This window comes from Amycolatopsis sp. cmx-11-51 (assembly GCF_047608665.1).
In the GTDB taxonomy this organism is placed as follows: Bacteria; Actinomycetota; Actinomycetes; order Mycobacteriales; family Pseudonocardiaceae; genus Amycolatopsis.
This window is the reverse complement of sequence record NZ_JADNQO010000025.1, coordinates 31370-48946: the sequence shown is the minus strand read 5'-3', so window position 1 is coordinate 48946 and position 17577 is coordinate 31370. Positions and strand designations below refer to the sequence as shown.

Annotated in this window: 18 protein-coding genes; 3 read left to right on the top strand and 15 right to left on the bottom strand. The window is 67.9% G+C overall.

What is annotated here, in order from left to right:
- Positions 1–155 precede the first annotated feature (155 nt).
- Genes tyrS through ACM6LU_RS37450 form a run of 3 tightly spaced genes read right to left on the bottom strand, consistent with a single transcriptional unit; the run spans position 156 to position 3532 of the window.
- Positions 156–1430, bottom strand: coding sequence for a tyrosine--tRNA ligase (tyrS, locus tag ACM6LU_RS37460; RefSeq protein ID WP_414942605.1), 1275 nt, complete (start codon positions 1428–1430; stop codon positions 156–158).
- A 32-nt stretch (positions 1431–1462) separates the two neighbouring features.
- Positions 1463–2098: a DNA-3-methyladenine glycosylase gene (locus ACM6LU_RS37455; protein ID WP_414942608.1), complete on the bottom strand. Its 636-nt coding sequence runs from the start codon at positions 2096–2098 to the stop codon at positions 1463–1465.
- Between the two features lie 18 nt (positions 2099–2116).
- Positions 2117–3532: a serine hydrolase domain-containing protein gene (locus ACM6LU_RS37450; protein ID WP_414942604.1), complete on the bottom strand. Its 1416-nt coding sequence runs from the start codon at positions 3530–3532 to the stop codon at positions 2117–2119.
- A 32-nt stretch (positions 3533–3564) separates the two neighbouring features.
- Here ACM6LU_RS37450 and ACM6LU_RS37445 point away from each other — a divergent pair, with 32 nt between their 5' ends.
- Positions 3565–4257 carry a TetR/AcrR family transcriptional regulator gene (locus ACM6LU_RS37445; RefSeq protein WP_414942603.1) on the top strand — a complete coding sequence of 231 codons (693 nt, stop codon included), beginning with the start codon at positions 3565–3567 and terminating at the stop codon, positions 4255–4257.
- Between the two features lie 202 nt (positions 4258–4459).
- Here ACM6LU_RS37445 and ACM6LU_RS37440 read toward each other — a convergent pair whose 3' ends face one another.
- The 3 genes from ACM6LU_RS37440 to ACM6LU_RS37430 form a co-directional block, all read right to left on the bottom strand.
- On the bottom strand, positions 4460–4873 hold the full coding sequence (locus tag ACM6LU_RS37440) for an Imm1 family immunity protein (RefSeq protein WP_414942602.1): 414 nt from the start codon (positions 4871–4873) through the stop codon (positions 4460–4462).
- Complete coding sequence (locus ACM6LU_RS37435; protein ID WP_414942601.1) at positions 4870–5436, bottom strand: DddA-like double-stranded DNA deaminase toxin; 567 nt, start codon at positions 5434–5436, stop codon at positions 4870–4872. The genes ACM6LU_RS37440 and ACM6LU_RS37435 overlap by 4 nt, the downstream gene beginning before the upstream one ends.
- A 279-nt stretch (positions 5437–5715) precedes the next feature.
- Positions 5716–6330: an XRE family transcriptional regulator gene (locus tag ACM6LU_RS37430; protein ID WP_414942600.1), complete on the bottom strand. Its 615-nt coding sequence runs from the start codon at positions 6328–6330 to the stop codon at positions 5716–5718.
- Between the two features lie 50 nt (positions 6331–6380).
- On the opposite strand from ACM6LU_RS37430, the gene ACM6LU_RS37425 reads away from it, so the two are divergent.
- On the top strand, positions 6381–6539 hold the full coding sequence (locus tag ACM6LU_RS37425) for a hypothetical protein (protein WP_414942599.1): 159 nt from the start codon (positions 6381–6383) through the stop codon (positions 6537–6539).
- Between the two features lie 66 nt (positions 6540–6605).
- On the opposite strand, the gene argH is transcribed toward ACM6LU_RS37425, so the two are convergent.
- The 7 genes from argH to argC form a co-directional block, all read right to left on the bottom strand.
- The gene (gene argH / locus ACM6LU_RS37420; RefSeq protein ID WP_414942598.1) at positions 6606–8021 is read right to left on the bottom strand and encodes an argininosuccinate lyase; all 1416 of its coding nucleotides are present in this window, start codon (positions 8019–8021) and stop codon (positions 6606–6608) included.
- Positions 8022–8106: 85 nt separating this feature from the next.
- Entirely contained in the window at positions 8107–8628 is a 522-nt protein-coding gene (locus tag ACM6LU_RS37415; RefSeq protein WP_414942597.1) for an arginine repressor, read from the bottom strand.
- Complete coding sequence (gene argF / locus ACM6LU_RS37410; protein ID WP_414942596.1) at positions 8625–9551, bottom strand: ornithine carbamoyltransferase; 927 nt, start codon at positions 9549–9551, stop codon at positions 8625–8627. Before argF ends, ACM6LU_RS37415 begins: the two co-directional genes overlap by 4 nt.
- 15 nt (positions 9552–9566) lie before the next feature.
- On the bottom strand, positions 9567–10760 hold the full coding sequence (locus tag ACM6LU_RS37405; protein WP_414942595.1) for an acetylornithine transaminase: 1194 nt from the start codon (positions 10758–10760) through the stop codon (positions 9567–9569).
- Entirely contained in the window at positions 10757–11677 is a 921-nt protein-coding gene (gene argB, locus ACM6LU_RS37400; protein WP_414942594.1) for an acetylglutamate kinase, read from the bottom strand. Before argB ends, ACM6LU_RS37405 begins: the two co-directional genes overlap by 4 nt.
- A complete protein-coding gene (argJ, locus tag ACM6LU_RS37395) occupies positions 11674–12834 on the bottom strand; it encodes a bifunctional glutamate N-acetyltransferase/amino-acid acetyltransferase ArgJ (RefSeq protein ID WP_414942593.1) in 1161 nt (386 codons plus the stop codon). Before argJ ends, argB begins: the two co-directional genes overlap by 4 nt.
- Positions 12831–13859 (bottom strand): N-acetyl-gamma-glutamyl-phosphate reductase, encoded by a 1029-nt coding sequence (gene argC / locus ACM6LU_RS37390; protein ID WP_414942592.1) that lies wholly within the window; start codon positions 13857–13859, stop codon positions 12831–12833. The genes argJ and argC overlap by 4 nt, the downstream gene beginning before the upstream one ends.
- A 101-nt stretch (positions 13860–13960) precedes the next feature.
- Between argC and ACM6LU_RS37385 the strand changes: the two genes are divergently transcribed.
- Positions 13961–14926, top strand: coding sequence for a helix-turn-helix transcriptional regulator (locus ACM6LU_RS37385; protein WP_414942591.1), 966 nt, complete (start codon positions 13961–13963; stop codon positions 14924–14926).
- Between the two features lie 42 nt (positions 14927–14968).
- Here ACM6LU_RS37385 and ACM6LU_RS37380 read toward each other — a convergent pair whose 3' ends face one another.
- The gene (locus ACM6LU_RS37380) at positions 14969–15463 is read right to left on the bottom strand and encodes a helix-turn-helix domain containing protein (protein ID WP_414942590.1); all 495 of its coding nucleotides are present in this window, start codon (positions 15461–15463) and stop codon (positions 14969–14971) included.
- Positions 15464–15957: 494 nt separating this feature from the next.
- The gene (locus ACM6LU_RS37375) at positions 15958–17547 is read right to left on the bottom strand and encodes an alpha/beta hydrolase (RefSeq protein WP_414942589.1); all 1590 of its coding nucleotides are present in this window, start codon (positions 17545–17547) and stop codon (positions 15958–15960) included.
- Between the last annotated feature and the right edge of the window lie 30 nt (positions 17548–17577).

Here is a 17577-nt window from a genome sequence, read left to right as displayed (position 1 = left end):
ATCACCTTGAGGTGAGAGCTTGGTTCGTGTCCCGCGGCCACCCGGTTTCCCTGGCGACTTGGAGAACTTTACATGGCCCCCAGGGGCCCGAAACAGGGGGGTACCTTAACGACATTTACGCAGGTCAGGGCCCCTGTTTCGGGCCAGGGCCACGGTCAGCCCCCGACGCGCACACCGGCGACGTTGCGCTTGCCCTTGCGGACCACGAGCCAGCGGCCGTGCAGAGCGTCGTCCGCGGACGGCCTCCACTCCTCGTCGGCGATCTTCGTGTTGTTGACGTACGCGCCGCCTTCCTTGACGGTGCGGCGCGCGGCGCCCTTGCTGTCGACGAGCCCGGCGGCGATCAGCAGGTCGACGATCGTCGACTCACCGCTCGGGTCCGCCGTGCCGTTCGGCACCTCGGCCATGGCGGCGTCGAGGGTCGACGAGTCGAGTTCACGCAGCTCTCCCCTGCCGAAGAGCGCCTGGCTCGCGGCGATGACCTGCCGGGTCGCCCCCTCGCCGTGCACCAGGGTCGTGAAGTCCTCCGCCAGCTTCCGCTGCGCGGATCGCAGGTGGGGGCGTTGTTCGGTGTCCTCGGCGAGGGCCGCGATCTCCTCCTGCCCGAGGAAGGAGAACATCCTCAGGTAGCGGACGACGTCGGCGTCGGCGACGTTCAGGAAGTACTGGAACCACGCGTACGGCGAGGTCATCTCCGGGTCGAGCCAGACACTGCCGCCGCCGGTGGACTTCCCGAACTTGCGTCCCTCGGTGTCGGTGACCAGCGGCGCGGTCAGCGCGTGGGTGTGCCCGCCGTCGGTCCGGCGGATCAGGTCGACGCCGCCGACGAGGTTGCCCCACTGATCCGAGCCGCCGATCTGCAGCTTGCAGCCGTACTCGCGGTACAGGTGCAGGTAGTCCTGCGACTGGAGCAGCAGGTAGCTGAACTCGGTGTAGGACATGCCGTCGGCTTCGAGGCGGCGCTTCACCGTCTCGCGGTTCAGCATGGTGTTGACCGGGAAGTGTTTGCCGACATCGCGCAGGAACTCGACCACCGTCTGCTTCGCGGTCCAGCTCAGGTTGTTCTCGATGACCGCGCCGGTCGGCGAGTCGTCGAAGTCGACGAACCGCTCCAGCTGACCGCGGATCCGGTCTGCCCACTCGGAAACGGTGTCCAGTGTGTTGAGAGTGCGCTCACCGGTATCGCGTGGGTCGCCGATCATCCCGGTGGCGACGCCTGCCAGCACGATCGGCCGGTGTCCGGCGCGCTGGAAGCGCGAGAGCATCAGCAGTGGGACCAGGTTGCCGGCGTGCAGGCTCGGTGCCGTCGGGTCGAATCCGCAATAGAGCGTGAGGGGTCCTTGGTCGAGGTCTCGCCGCAGTGCGTCGGTGTCGGTGGATTGCGCGATCAGGCCGCGCCAGGTCAGCTCGTCAAGGATGTGCTCGCTCACGCCTGTAGATCCTCCCGCACCAGGTCAACCGACTATCGGCCGGGGGCCGCCGCCCGCCGCTTGCCGCCGCGGCGATACGCCGAGACCGCGGGCGAGCCGTCGATCCAGAACCGCCACGGCGTGTCCATCGCCATCGCGACGCCGACGCGCGGCCCGCTGCGGATGGACGATTCGGGAACGCGTTCACCGGTGTACAGCCGGACGGGTGACGCGGGGTCGGTCAAGTCGGCCCCGTTCTCGGCCCGGTCGATGCCGAGCACCGAAGTGAGGATGGCCGGGCCTTTGGCGAGTTCGCCGTTGCCCCGCGCCGACGGCCTGCGCGCCTTGGCGATGTCCGCGCCGGACACCACCTCTCCGGCCCGCAGCAGCACGGCGCCCGGTTGCCCGTCTTCGGTGCCGACGACGTTGGCGCAGAAGTGCATGCCGTAGACGAAGTACACGTACAGATGCCCCGCCGGCCCCCACATGACCGCGTTGCGCGGGGTCTGGCCGCGATAACAGTGCGACGCGGGATCGTCGAGTCCGCGATAGGCCTCGACCTCGACCAGGCGGACGGCGACCGTGCCGTCCGGACCGGTCGCTTCGATCACCGCGCCGAGCAGGAGCGTGGACAGCTCCACCGGATCCAGCGCCAGTTCCCGCCGGGTGAACTGTCTCCCGGTCACCACGTTCCGCACTCCCCGACCTTAACCGGAGGCTCCGACAGATTCGACACCCGCACGGAACGCCGGGATTCTCGGCGCCACTCGCATGCCGGTGTAGCAGTATTCGGTGCCGTCGGGGAGTCTCGAGAACAGCACCGGCATCCAGTCGTCGCCGAACATCGAGTTCCTCCCGGCGAAGACGTTCTTCGACACGGGCACCAGATCCGCCTCGATCGGCGGTGCGATTCCCTTGAGCGCATCAGCGAATTCGTAGACGAAGCGCAGCTTCCCGTCCTTCTCGGTGACGGTGATGATGACACCTTCGCGGCGATAGGTACCCGCGAAGGGTGCGACGTTCACCGAAGGCGGCGACGGCGGCGGAGCGAAATCGGCGGGCACCTGGACTCCGGCGAGTTCGCCGAGCAGTTCCCGTGACAGGGCGGTGTACAGCCGATCGGTCGTGCCGTGGTTGGTGAGCAGGGCGAAGGCTAGCTCGGCTTCCGGAACCACCCGCAGGTAGGAGCGCTGCCCGATCGAGGAGCCGTTGTGCCCGAAGCCGGGAACACCGTTCCAGTCGTAGATCGACAGGCCCAGGCCCCAGCCGTCGGAACCGAGCGTCCACTTGTCGGGTACCTCGACCTCGCGACGCCGCATCGCGGTCACCGTCTCCTCGGCGAGTACGCGAGTCCCGTCGGCCGCGGTGCCATCGAGCAGCATCAGCGCGAAGCGGACCACGTCACCGGCGGTGGCGAGGACCCGGCCGTAGGGACCGGCGTTACGCGGCATGAGATCCCAGGCGGCCGTCGGCTCCGGGTCCTGCCCGAGATGCCCCATCGCCACCCGGAACCGCAACGCCTCTTCGGGCAAGGTCATCGTCTCGGCGAGCCCGAGAGGCGCGACGAGCCGTTCCCGCAGGGCGTTGTCCCAGGTCAGACCGGTGAGTACCTCGATGATCCTGCCGAGCACGTTGTACCCGACACTGCTGTAGGACGCCGCCGTCCCCGGCGGGCAGTCCATCGCCACACCCCTCGCCGCTTCGACGTACTTGGCGAGACAGTCGTCGCCGCGCCCGGTGTCGTCGGTGAAGTCGCAGGTGAGGCCGCTGGTGTGGCTCAGAAGCCGCCGGGCGGTGATCGTCTTGGTCGCGTCCGGATCGACCGTCGCGAACTCCGGCAAGACCTCGACCACCGGTGCGTCGAGATCCAGCCGTCCCTCTTCGGCCAGCCCCATCACCAACGCGGCCGTGTAGACCTTCGCGACCGAGCCGAGCTGGAAGACCGAGTCGGTGGTGGTCTCGACGCCGGTCCCCCGGTGCAGGATCCCGCTCGCGAGTTCGTGGATCTCGCCGTCGGTGAGTACGGCGAGGGTCGCACCGGGAACGCGGTGTTCGGCCCGCAGGGCATCGAGGCGGGACTGCCAGTGGGCAAGGTCGAATGATGTCCGTACACTGTTAGGCATAATGAACACTGTACGGGAAGGTGAGACAGCGAATGTCGGTCTGGGCTCGTCCTCCGAAACGAAAGCGTGAGCAACCGTCGCTGAACAGGGAACAGATCGTTTCCGCGGCCATCAAACTGCTCGACGCCGAGGGCATCGACGCGCTGAGCATGCGGAAGCTCGGGATCCGGCTCGACGTGGCCGCCGCGTCGATGTACACCCACGTGGCCAGCAAGGACGAACTGGTCGAACTGGTAGTCGACGAGATCTACGGCGAAGTCGCACTCCCGGAGTCCGGTCCGTGGCGAGCGGCGGCGACGCGGTTCGCGCGAGACCTGCGCTCGGTGTTCCTCCGCCATCCCTGGATCGGCTCGCTGCTCGGCGAGGCGGGGGTGGCGTATCTGGGACCGAACGTCCTGCGGTTGTCCGAGGCGGCGCTGGCGCTGTTCGAGGACGCCGGGTTCTCGCTGGACGACGCCGATCTGGCGTTCAACACAATCATGGCGTTCGTCGTCGGGCGGGCCACCAGCGAAGCCGCGTGGCTCACCACGCTCAAGCGCAGCGGGCAGAGCGAGCAGGAATGGAAAGATCGGCTGTGGCCCGCCGCCGAGCAGGCCGTGCAGGACCACCCGCGGCTGAAGAAGCTGTACGCGGCCCAGCGGGAACGGAAGCCCGGCGAGACCAACGACTCCGACTTCGAGCGTGGCCTTTCCTGCGTCCTCGACGGTTTGGCGGCCAACGCGTGAAGGCCCCCTTCTCTCGGTTCAGCGAGGGAAGGGGGCCTTCTGTAGTGCCTGTTTCTGATCTGCGCAAAGGCGCCAGATGGGTCGGTGACGAGCGAAAATCGAACCTATTAGTACCGGTCGCTACCGGCCCTTATCGGTACGCCGGTGTACCCAGCGTGTACCGGCACGCAAACCGTTGGCCCCCGCCTTTGACGGCCAAGTGCTACAGCGGACCATCCTGCTCGGTCCAGTTCACGCCGGACGGCCGTTGCCCGCCGGAAGTCAGGAAGTCATGGGCGGCCCGCCGGGCGACGTCTACGGGGATCTCCGCGTCGTCCGGGTACTCCCGAGGGTTGTTCATAAAGTAGTAGAGAACCTGTCCGCCCGGCGGTAGCGGGAACGTCCCGCTCTTCGAGTGCGCCCCGTTCGGTGCGTCGTCTCCGACGTACTTCAGGCTTGCCCGTTCGCCGTGGAGGCCGATCTCAAGCCATGACTTCTCCGGGTCGCCGTCCGTGTACAACTCGGCGAGCGTCGGCCCGTCCATGGTCGCCACGGCGTCTAGAACGCGGTCGAGATCGGCCCCAGTGGTGACCGTGGTCGCTCCGGTCACCGTGCCGTCATACCAAGCTTCGATCATGGCTTCTTTCTCTGTCCGAGGTAGGTGGCACCGATGGGCTGCCCGTCTGGCATGGTCCCGTACACGGTGAGCGCGCTGCCTTGAGGAAGGATCTTGGGAACCAACGTCTCACAGCCGAACGGGCCTTTGCACACCTCGTTGTTGACGACGACGGTTGCACTGGTGATGCCCTTGTTCTGCATGCGAACGGCTAGCTTGACCTCGACGTCGGCAGTCGTGGAAGGCATCCGCCGGGCGCCCTGGTCCTTGAAGAACTGGACGGCTGCGGCTTCCATGTCGTCACGACCGCTCACGATGTACCCGGCATCCCCTTCGCCTGAGTCCGTGACCCACTGCCCGTGTGTCTTCTGCCCCTCCCGACGGTCGACGCGCGGCGGAAGATCTCGCTTCAGTTCATCCACGCGGTCTTGTGAAACCGGGTCGGGCTTCGTCTGCGTGGTTGTGGTGTGCACACCAGGCCGGCCGCGGGCTCCCTCTTCCCGCTTCGGACCTGTGAACTCGCTGTTTGCAGGTGTTGCCGATGCGCCGATCTTGCCGAGATATGCCGAGATGTTCGCCTTCACGGTCCTGAAGTGGCTGACCGCCTGCTCTGCGGACTGGCGTAGCTCGTCGTACCGGCCAGGCAAAGCTCCTATCTCAGGGTTAGCGGTGCCGTAGACGGCCTGCCCTAGATGCTCGGCAGATTCTCCGAAGCCCCCGGCGGCCCGCTGCGTTGCCTGCTCTGCCTTTTCAAGAGACGCGACGGCAGCCCGCAGCGCTGCGGCGACTTCTTCGATTTCGCTCCAGTCGCACCCCTGTCTCCCCGTGTCGGATCATGACACGGGTATGACCGAGGGGGCGAATCAGCCGAGAACCGGGGCTAGCCGCTGTAGCAGCCAACCGGCGACCCAGCGAGATTCGGTGTCCTTCGGGTCGACGGCCTCTTTCGCCAGCTTCGCTCCAAGTTTCTTCGCGTTCGGCGCCGTCGTCGGGTCGTCAGCGACCTGTAGCGACGTCGGCCAATCCCACTGCAACAGCCGGGAAACCTCGGACGCTACGCAGAGCCTCCGAACCTTCAGGTCCGTGTCTAGCGCCCGCGCTACTACTTCGGCGTTCTCTCTACCCGGCAAGAAACCCAACACGGAAATCGCGTTGGCCCGCAGGGTCGATGTCTTGCCCTCGATCGCCCAAGTCCGGAAGTGGCCGATGGCGTTCTCGGACAAGTTCGGGCAGATCGCCGCATCGATAGAGCTGGACGTCGACCCTTGGGCGAACACGTCAGGCTCCCCAACATCGACGGCCGCCAAGACGCGTTCGCGCTCCTGCGGAGTGTCGATCTTGATCAGGCGAGGATGGACAAGGTCGGACCTCTTCATGCCGTCTCCTAGCACTCGCTCGTACGCGGTCAGCAACTCCCCGCGATCAAGGCGGCCGAACTTGACACGGGCGGCGCCTACAGGATGCACAACCTTCGTCACTACTTCGCGTCCCGGCTGATCGAAGACGGTCCGCCCATCGGGGCGCCTCCATGGAACTGGTCCGCGACTACCTGGGACACGCTTCCATCATCACCACGTCCGAGACGTGCGGGCACCTGTTCGAGGAGGCCCACGAACACGCCCGCTCGCTCATGGATGACGTGTTCTCAACTGTTGTGTACCCGCTGCGTACCGCCGAAGGCCAGTAACCGTGTTAGTGCAGGGCAGACGGCTACCGGCCTCCGGGGCTACAGAAGGGGGCCTCACGCGAGAGGTCAGCTCAGCCAGGCACGGTGTTCGGTGACCCGCGCGACCAGCCGGTCCCGCTGTTCGGCGACCCGCTCGGGAGCGGTTCCGCCACGGGCGTTGCGCGAGTTCACCGAGCCCTCGACGGTCAGCACCTCGCGTACGGCGGGCGTCAGCGCCGGGTTGATCTTCTCGAACTCTTCGTCGGTCAGTTCGTCGAGGCCGACACCGCGGCCTTCGGCGACGCGGACGCTCTCCCCCGCCGCTTCATGCGCGACACGGAACGGAACCCCTTGGCGCACAAGCCATTCGGCGATGTCCGTGGCGAGGGTGAACCCGGCGGGCGCCAGTTCGGCGAGCCGGTCGGTGTGGAAGGTCAGCGTCTCGAGCATGCCCGCGATCGCCGGGAACAGCAGTTCCAGCTGCTCGACGGAGTCGAAGACCGGCTCCTTGTCCTCCTGCAGATCCCGGTTGTACGCGAGCGGCTGCGCCTTGAGCGTCGCGAGCAGCCCGGTCAGGTTGCCGATGAGCCGACCGGCCTTGCCACGAGTCAGCTCGGCGACGTCCGGGTTCTTCTTCTGCGGCATGATCGAACTGCCGGTCGCCCAGGCGTCGTCGAGGGTGACGTAGCAGAATTCGGCGGTGTTCCAGATGATCACCTCTTCGGCGATCCTGGACAGGTTGACCGCGAGCATCGCGACGTCGAACGCGAACTCGGCGACGAAGTCCCGCGAGGCGGTGCCGTCGATCGAGTTGTCGACGCTGGTGTCGAAGCCGAGTTCCGCGGCGACGGCCTCGGGGTCGAGCCCGAGCGAGGAACCCGCGAGCGCGCCGGAACCGTAGGGCGACTCGGCGGTGCGAGCGTCCCAGTCACGCAACCGGGTGACGTCGCGCAGCAGCGACTGGCCGTGCGCGAGCAGGTGGTGCGCCAGCAGGACCGGCTGGGCGTGCTGCAGGTGGGTGCGCCCCGGAAGGATCGCGTCCGGGTGCCGCTTCGCCTGCGAAACCAGCGCGTCGACGACGCCGAGGGTGCCGGCGACCACCCGGCGGGCGGCGTCACGCAGCCACATCCGGAACAACGTCGCGACCTGGTCGTTGCGCGAACGGCCCGCCCGCAGCTTGCCACCGAGTTCGGTACCCGCCCGCTCCAGCAGACCGCGTTCGAGCGCGGTGTGGACGTCCTCGTCGGCGACGGTCGGGGTGAACGCGCCCGAGGCGACGTCCTGCGCGAGCGTGTCCAGCGCGGCGAGCATGCCCGTCAGCTCGTCTTCGGTGAGAAGCCCGGCCTTCCGCAGCACTCGCGCGTGGGCCCTCGACCCGGCGATGTCGTACGGCGCCAGCCGCCAGTCGAAATGGGTCGACGCGCTCAGCGCCGCCATCGCCTCCGCCGGCCCGCTGGCGAACCGGCCGCCCCACAGCTGCACCGGCTGCTCATTCCCGCTCACAACACTCCTCGAATTCTTGGGTTTTCTTCAGGCGACTGACTGGTCGAACGTAGCGCCTGTGCTGAAGTCGTACAGTGTGCGCTCGTCAGGCGTCACCTTCGGTCTCCTCACCGCCGTCCGCTGTGGACGACCGTCGGGCCAGCGCCATGAAACGCTCGGCCAGGTCCTTGCCGGACAACGGTTCCCTCGCGATCACCGCGACCGTGTCGTCGCCTGCGATCGATCCGACGACCTCCTCCAGCGCCGCCCTGTCGATGGCGCTGGCGAGGAATTGGGCCGCACCCGGCGGAGTGCGCAGCACCGTCAGGTTCCCCGACGAGTCCGCCGAAACGAGCAATTCGGCGAGCAACCGCGAAAGCCGGGACGTGCCACCTTGCACTCCTCGTACCGGGCTGCCGTCCTCCGGGATCACGTACACGGGAGCGCCGGAGTCAGCGCCCCGCAGCTTGACCGCGCCCAGTTCGTCGAGATCCCGCGAAAGCGTCGCCTGGGTGACGTCGATGCCTTCCGCCGCCAGGAGCTTCGCGAGTTCCGTCTGGCTGCGGATGGCCATCGTCGACACGAGTTCGGTGATCCGGGCCTGCCGGGTGACTCTGCCGCCGGTCATCGTCGCTTCTCGTCCAGGAGCCATACCAGCAGCGCCTTCTGCGCGTGCAACCGGTTTTCGGCCTCGTCCCAGACCGCGCTCGACGGGCCGTCGATGACCTCGTCGGTGATCTCCCAGCCGCGGTGCGCGGGCAGGCAGTGCAGCACGATCGCCTCATCCGCGGCTCGGCGCATCAGCGCGGCGTTGACCTGCAGTTCACGGAACGGGCCGACGCGGTCGAGGCCGTCGTTCTCCTGCCCCATCGACGTCCACGTGTCGGTGACGACGACGTCCGCGCCTTCGACAGCGGCGTACGGATCGGTGAAGACCGTGGTGCTGCCGCCGGTCTCGCTCGAACGGTGCTTGGCGTCGAGCATGACCTGCTGATCCGGCTGGAAGCCCTCCGGAGAGACGACGCGCACATGCATTCCGGCCGTGGTCCCGCCCAGCAGTAGCGAATGCGCCATGTTGTTGGCTCCGTCGCCGAGGTAGACCAGGGTGAGCCCGGCGAGCTTGCCCTTGCGTTCGCGGATGGTCATCAGGTCGGTGAGCACCTGGCACGGGTGGAATTCGTCGGTGAGCGCGTTGATCACCGGGATACCCGCCGCCGAGGCCATCGCGTCGATGCGCTTCTGGGCGAAGGTCCGCCACACGATCGCGTCCAGGTACCGCGAAAGCACCCGCGAAGTGTCCTCAATGGTCTCTTCGCGGCCGAGTTGCATGGAGCGTCCGTCGACGATGACCGGGTTACCGCCGAGCTGGGCGATGCCCACCTCGAACGAGAACCGGGTCCGGGTGGAGTTCTTCTCGAAGATCGCCGCGACGGACTTGCCCTCCAGCGCGCGGGAGCTCAGCGGCTCGGCCTTCAGCTGGTCGGCGAGATCCAGGATCTCGGCCTGTTCGGCCGGGTTGAGATCGTCGTCACGGAGAAAGTTGCGGAGCATGCGTTTGTCTCTGTCCTAGGTGGTGGTGGAATCGAGCGCCCCGGGAAGGGCTTCGAGGAATCCCTTGGCCTCGTCGGCGCTCAGGATCAGCGGTGGTGCCAGTCGGATGGTGTCCGGGGCGATAGGGTTGACCAGGTAACCCGCCTCCTGTGCGGCCTTGGCGACCGCCGCCGAGACCGGTTCGCGCAACGCGATGCCGAGCAGCAGCCCGGCGCCGCGGACCCCGGCCACCAGCGGATGGCCGAGTTCCTCGACCCCGGTCGCGATGTCCTTGCCCAGCGCGGAAACGTGGTCGTTCAGGTTGTCCTTGGCGATGGTCTTGAGCACAGCGAGTCCCGCGGCGCAGCAGATCGGGTTTCCCCCGAAAGTGGTCCCGTGCTGCCCCGGCTTCATGAGTTTACCCACCTCGCCGACGCCGATGACCGCGCCGATCGGCAGGCCACCGCCGAGTCCCTTCGCCAGGGTGATGACGTCCGGGACGATGCCGGTGTGCTGGAAGGCGAACCACGAGCCGGTGCGGCCGATGCCGGTCTGCACCTCGTCGAGGACCAGCAGGGTCCCGGTCGCCTTGGTGATCTCCCGCGCGGCCTGGAGGTAACCGTCCGGCGCCGGGACGACACCCGCTTCCCCGAGGATCGGCTCGAGGAACAACGCCGCCGTTTCGTTGTCCACTGCGGCGCGAAGCGCGTCGACGTCTCCGTAAGGAACGTGAACGACGCCGGGAACCAGTGGCTCGAACGCGTCGCGCTTCGACGGCTGACCGGTCAGTGTCAGCGCGCCCATGGTACGGCCGTGGAAGGCTCCCTCGCAGGCGACGATCTTCGTGCGCCCGGTGAGCCTGCTGATCTTCAGCGCGGCTTCGTTGGCTTCCGCGCCGGAGTTGACGAACAGCACCTTCGCGTTACCGGGCAGGCCAGCGACGTCCAGGAGGGTTTCGGCCAGTTCGACAACGACGGGGTTCACGTACAGGTTCGAGGTGTGCCCGAGTTTCGCGACCTGCTCGGTGACCGCGGCGACCACAGCGGGGTGGGCGTGGCCGAGCGCGTTGACGGCGATTCCGCCGAGCAGGTCGATGTACGGTTTGCCGTCGGCGTCCCAGACCTTCGCGCCCTCGCCGCGGACCAGCGTCAGCGAAGGGGTGCCGTAGTTGTCCATGAGGGACGACTTCCAGTGCTCCTGGCCGTCTACATTGGACTTGAGCGTGGTCACGGGAGCTCCGTTTCGGGGAAGACCATGGTACCGATGCCACGGGAGGTGAAGACCTCCAGCAGCACCGAGTGGGCGATCCGGCCGTCGATCACGTGTGCCCGGCGGACACCGCCGCGGATGGCGCGCACGCAGGCCTCCATCTTCGGGATCATGCCGCTGGCGAGACCGGGCAACAGGGTTTCGAGGCGGTCCACGCGGATGCGATCGACCAGCGAACCGCGATCCGGCCAGTTGGCGTAAAGGCCTTCGACGTCGGTGAGGACGACGAGTTTCTCCGCGCCAAGCGCGGCGGCCAGCGCACCGGCGGCGGTGTCGGCGTTGATGTTGTGCACGACGCCGTCGACATCCGGGGCCACGGTGGACACGACCGGGATCCGGCCGGCGTTGACGATATCGAGCACCGCGTCCGGGTTGACCTCGGAGATCTCGCCGACCAGCCCGATGTCGACCGGCACACCGTCCACAGTGGCCTGTTTGCGCTCGGCGGTGAACAACCGCGCGTCCTCGCCGGAGATACCGACCGCGTGTGGGCCGTGCGCGTTGATCAGCCCGACCAGTTCGCGGCTGACCTGGCCGGTGAGCACCATGCGGACGATGTCCATCGTCTCGGGCGTGGTGACGCGCAGGCCGCCCTTGAACTCGCCTTCGACGCCGAGCCGGTTGAGCATCGCGGTGATCTGCGGGCCGCCGCCGTGCACCACCACCGGACGCAGCCCGGCCATGCGCAGGAACACCATGTCCTCGGCGAAAGCCTGCTTGAGGCTCTCGTCGATCATGGCGTTGCCGCCGTACTTCACCACGACAGTGGCGCCGTGGAAGCGCTGCAGCCAGGGCAGGGCCTCGATGAGGATCGCGGCCTTCTCCGCGGCCGTCGCGAGCCGTTCGTCCGCGGGTACCGTGGATTCGGAAGGGCTCATGACGAGTACGCGCTGTTCTCTTCGACGTACGCGTGCGAGAGGTCGGTCGTGTAGATCGTCGCCTCGCCTTCGCCGAGCCCCAGGTCGACGACGATCCGGATGTCACGGCCGGAGAGGTCCGCCTCGGAACGGTCCGCGGCGGGGGTGCCCTTGGCGAACAGGGTGACGCCGTTGATCGTGATGGCGACCTTCTCCGGGTCGATCTCCGCGGGCACGCGGCCCAGTGCCATGGCGATGCGGCCCCAGTTCGGGTCCGAACCGAACAGCGCGGTCTTGACCAGGTTGTCCTCGGCGATCGTCCGGCCGACAGCGATGGCGTCCGTCTGGCTCGCCGCACCGGTGACCGTGACGTCGACGTACTTGGTCGCGCCTTCGGAGTCCGCGCGCAGTTGCAGCACGAGGTCGAGGCTGACGGCGGTGAGCAGTTCGGTCAGTTCGGCCTCGGTCGGCTCGACGCCGCTGGCGCCGGACGCGAGGACGAGCACGGTGTCGTTGGTGGAGGTCCCGCCGTCGACGTCGAGCCGGTCGAAGGTGACACCGGTGGCGGCGCGCAAGGCCCTGTCGAGGACCTCGGGCGTGACGACCGCGTCGGTGGTGAGGACCGAGAGCATCGTCGCGAGGTTCGGGGCGAGCATGCCCGCACCCTTGGCGAACCCGCCGACACTCCAGCCGCTGTCGTGCTTCGCGTCCGCCTGCTTCGGCTTGCTGTCGGTGGTCATGACCGCGGTGGCGGCGTTGAGATCGCTTTCGGCGCCGGTGCCGAGTTCCTTGAAGGCGGTGTCCACGCCGGAAAGCAGTGCTTCCATCGGCAGGCGCTCGCCGATCAGGCCGGTCGAGCAGACCGCGACCTCGATCGCGCCCGCCTCGCAGAGTTCGGCGACCTTCTCGGCGGTCTTGTGCGTGTCCTGGAAACCGCCGGGGCCGGTGGCCGCGTTCGCGCCGCCGGAGTTGAGGACGACGGCCTTGAGTCGCCGCTGCTTGAGCACCTCTTGCGACCACAGCACGGGCGCGGCCTTGATCACGTTGCGCGTGAACACGCCGGCCGCGACCCGCAGCGGGCCGTCGTTGACGATGAGCGTGAGGTCGAGCTTTCCGGCGGCCTTGATCCCGGCGGCGACGCCCGCGGCCCGGAATCCCTTCGGCTGGGTGACGGTCACGGAGCGACTCCTACGGTCGGAAGTCCGGTGGTCTCGGGGAGGCCGAGCGCGAGGTTCATGGACTGGACGGCACCGCCGGCGGTGCCCTTGGTGAGGTTGTCGATGGCCGCGACCACGATCAGGCGCCGGGGGTCGGCGTCGACGGTGACCTGCAGCTGGACGTTGTTCGAGCCGACCACCGATGCCGACGACGGCCACTGGCCAGGCGGCAGCAGCTGGACGAACGGCTCGGCGGCGTAAGCCTTCTCGTACACCTCGCGGGCGCCGTCGGCGTCCAAATCGGACTTGAGCGCGGCGCTCGCGGTGGTGAGGATCCCGCGCGGCATCGGGGCCAGCACGGGGGTGAAGGACACCTTGACCTGCTCCCCCGAGACCGCCGAGAGGTTCTGCGCGAATTCGGGCGTGTGGCGGTGGGCGCCGCCGACGCCGTACGCGGTGGCCGAACCCATCACCTCCGAACCGAGGAGGTTCGGCTTGAGGCTCTTGCCCGCACCGGAGGTCCCGGTGACGGCGACGACGTTGACCTCCGGTTGGACCAGGCCCGCGGCGAGGGCCGGGGCGAGGGCGATCGAACCGCCGGTCGGGAAACAGCCGGGGACCGCGATGCGCTTGGTCCCGGCGAGGCGCTCGCGGGCGCCGGGGAGTTCGGGGAGCCCGTACGGCCACTGCCCGGCGTGGTCGCCGCCGTACCAGCGCTGCCAGTCGGCCTCGTTCGCGAGGCGGTGGTCCGCGCCGAGGTCGACCACCAGGACGTCCGGACCCAGCTGGGCGGCGATGGCCCCCGAGTGCCCGTGCGGCAGGGCGAGGAAGACGACGTCGTGCCCGGCCAGGGTCTCCGGGGTGGTCTCCAGCAGGACACGGTCCGCCAGCGGAGCGAGATGCGGCTGGTGCTGGATCAGTGGGGTCCCCGCGGAGCTGGCCGCGGTCAGCGCGCCGATCTGGACTTCGGGATGGGTCAGCAACAGGCGCAGGAGTTCGCCACCCGCGTACCCGCTGGCTCCGGCTACCGCGATCTTCACCGTCATACGCATGATTATGCACAGGCGTGCAAGTTCAATCAAACATAGTCATGTGGGTCACCCGATATAGGCCAGCTCGTGTCCCTTATACGGGGCATCCTTGCCGCATGACAGACACGCCCGCCCGGTTGCTCAGCCTGCTGTCGCTCTTGCAGACACCCCGTGAGTGGCCTGGCAGCGAGCTCGCCGAACGGCTGGAGGTCAGCCAGCGGACCATCCGGCGCGACATCGACAGGCTGCGTGAGCTCGGCTACCCCGTCGAGGCGTCGCGAGGTTCCGACGGCGGCTACCGGCTTGGCGCGGGCGCGGCGATGCCACCGCTACTGCTCGACGACGAGGAGGCCGTCGCGATCGCGGTCGGTCTCCGTGGCGCCGCCGGACAGGCGATCTCGGGGATCGAGGAGTCGTCGGTGCGGGCACTGGCGAAGCTCGAGCAGGTGCTGCCCTCGCGGCTGCGTTACCGCGTCGGCGCGCTGGGCGCCGCGACCGTGCCGCTGCCCGGCACCGGCCCCGCGGTGGACCCGGAACACCTCACCGTCTTCGCCGGCGCGATCGCCAACACGGAGCGGACACGCTTCGCCTACCGCACGGGCGACGGCACCGAATCCCGGCGGCACGTCGAACCGCACCGGCTCGTCTCGGCCGGTCGCCGCTGGTATTTGCTCGGCTATGACCTCGACCGCGACGACTGGCGGATCTTCCGTGCGGACCGGATCTCCGAACCGCGAGCGACCGGTGGCCGGACCACTCCCAGGCAGCCTCCCGCGGAGGACGTGGCGGCTTATGTCACCGACAGGATGTACAGCCTCCTTCCCACTTACAGCGCGCGCGTGACCCTGCACGCGCCGATGAACCAGGTCGCCCCCGCGATCGGGGACAACATCGGCGAAATCGAGCCGATCGATGACGAGAGCTGCGTCTGGAACGCGGGCGCGGACACCCTCGACTGGCTCGCGTTCCGTCTGCTGGGACTCGGCTGTGAATTCACCGTGCACGAGCCGCCGGAACTGATCGGCCACCTCCGGGAGATGGCGGCGCGGGTGAACCGCGGTATTTCGTCCACAGTGGACTGACGGCGGCCACGAGGGCCGGGTGACCCTCGCGGCCGCCTTCGTTCAGCCGAGTTCACCCACCTCTCGCTGACTTGGCGGGATCGGGAGATACGCGCCCCGGCGCTCCGGGTCGCAGCCGACCCTCGGCAGCCGGGCCCGGATCCCGCCCGGCGTCCGTTCGAACCGCCGCGCGATCTCCTCGACGCTTTCCCCGGCCAGCCAACGGCCTTCCAGTTCCGCGTCCAGTTCTTCGGACCACGGCAGGCCCTGGTGCGCGGGACGGTCGGCCGATCTTCGGCGGCCGTTCCGGCCGTTGCTCCGACCGGCGAACGCCATCAGCGTGTCGGAAAGGACGGTCGCCAAAGCCGGTACGGCCTCGGCGTCGATGTCGAGCCTGCCTTCGGCGACAGGCTCCTGTTGCGGTCCGGCTCCGCCGACCATGACGGTCACCCAGCGGTCTTCCCCGGCCGCGCCGCCACCCTCACGGGCGGCGACCTCGATGCGATAAACGGTGTCCTGCACGCGGATCTCGGTCCGGTGCTCTTCGACAATGGTCATGCCGGGAACGCTAATGGGCGGCCCCGACAATTCCCCGGCCCGGCGGCGGGAATTCGGGCCGGGACGGTGGATGACCGGTACTTTCAGTGCTTTTCGGGACGAGAGGGTGCCGGTCATGGCGGCCGCCAGCGCGTTTAGAGGACTAATTGCGGTTGGGGGACGGGCGGAGGTCCGAGGCGTGTCCTAGCGGAAACGTGTTCGTGAGCGAGACCGGCGACCTACGGCGACTCCGGGCCGGTGCGCCGACTGTGCGGATTTTGGGACGTCAGATGTCCAAAATCCACACAGTAGCGCGCCGCCAGACCGATCATGACGACAGGTGACCGGATACGCGGGGGTGTGTGGATATAGGGACACTCAACGTCCCTATATCCACACACCCCCCGCGACAGGCCATCTTCCCACCGCATTTAGAGGACTAATCGCGACGGGGCTCAAAGGAAATGCCCCGCTTCGGAACGAATCCGAAGCGGGGCGTCTCAAAGCGACCGGGCTCAGAAAGGCAGCGCCTGAGCCAGCGCCTCCTTCTTCACTTCGGCGATGGACGACGGCACGTCCGACTTCTTCGCGCCGGCCGACGAACCAGCCGGAACCGGCTGCGGGACCGGGGTGCACTGCACGTCCGAACCGTTGCCCGGCTTCCGCGCGGGCAGCGTTCCGGTCAGCAGGTAGTCCGCGATCTTGTCGTCCACGCAGGACACGCCGGACAGCGAACCCGAGTGCGTGGTGCCACCGGGTGCGCTGATCAGGCTGGAGTTCGGGTAGCGCTTGCGGACCTCGAGGCTGCCGGGGTACGGCGTCGCGGCGTCTTTCTCCTCGTTGACCAGCAGGATACCCGGCACCTTGCGGCCGTCGATCTCCACTGGCTTGCCCGACTTCGCCTGCCAGTTGAGGCACGGCGCGTTGAACCAGGCGTTGCCCCAGGTCTCGAACGGTGCCCGGAAGTGCGTGACCCAGTTGTCGAACTTCCAGCGGTTCCAGCTCTGCGGCCACGCGACGTCGGTGCACTGCACGGCCGCGTAGACCGCGTAACCGTTGTCCTGGCCCGGCGGGTTGGAGGCGTCGTACAGGCCCTTCAGGGTCTGCCAGTCTCCCTTGTGGACCCAGCCCGAGAACGCGTTCGCGATGTCTTCCCAGCCGAAGACGTAGTACCCGGCCTGCAGGAAGATGTCCGTCCACTCGGAGCCGCCGATGACGCCGCCCGCGGGCTTGTCGTACAGCTTCTTCTGCTCGGCGTACCACAGCTTCTCGACCGCGGACGCGGTCTTGCCGAGGTGGTAGACGTCGTCGTACTTGGCGAGCCAGCCGAAGTAGGTCTTGATGTTCTTGTCGAAGGCGATGTCCTGGTTCAGGTTCGCCTTGTACCAGACATCGCGGGGGTCGACGGTGCCGTCGAACACCATCCGCCGCACGTTCTGCGGGAACAGCGTGCTGTAGACCTGGCCGAGGTAGGTGCCGTAGGAGAAGCCGTAGTAGTTGATCTGCTTCTCGCCCAGCGCCTTGCGCAGGCTGTCGACGTCCTTCGCGACATCGATGGTCTTGATGTGCTCGAGGATCGCGCCGTTCTTGGCGCACGCCTTCGCGTAGCCCTTCGCCTTGTCGAACCACGCCTTCTCGAGGGCACGCGTGGTCGGCACGTACTGCGGACGGTTGTAGGAGGCGTAGTTCCCGTCGCAGGTCAGCGACGGCTTGCTCGCCCCGACCCCGCGCGGGTCGAAGCCGATCCAGTCGTACTCGTCACCCGCCTTCTTGGGGACGGCCCGGCCGAGCGTCGACAGGCCGAGGCCGGAGCCGCCGGGGCCACCCGGGTTGACCATCATGACGCCCTGCGATCGGGCGGACTTGTGCTTGACGCGCGAGACGGCGATCGAGATCTTCTCGCCGCCGGGCTTCGCGTAGTCGAGCGGGACCTCGAGGAAACCGCATTCCGCGCCGGCCTTGACCAGGCCCGGACGCGTGCAGGCTCCCCAGGAGATGGGCTTCGGATCGAAGTCCGACGCCGAGGCGGCCGTGGCGGAGGGAGCGAGCGCCATGGTGCCGACGCCGATCCCCGCGACCGCCAGGGCGGCAACGAATTTCTTCACTGTGTTCCTTTTCGTCCGCGTTCGACCCGT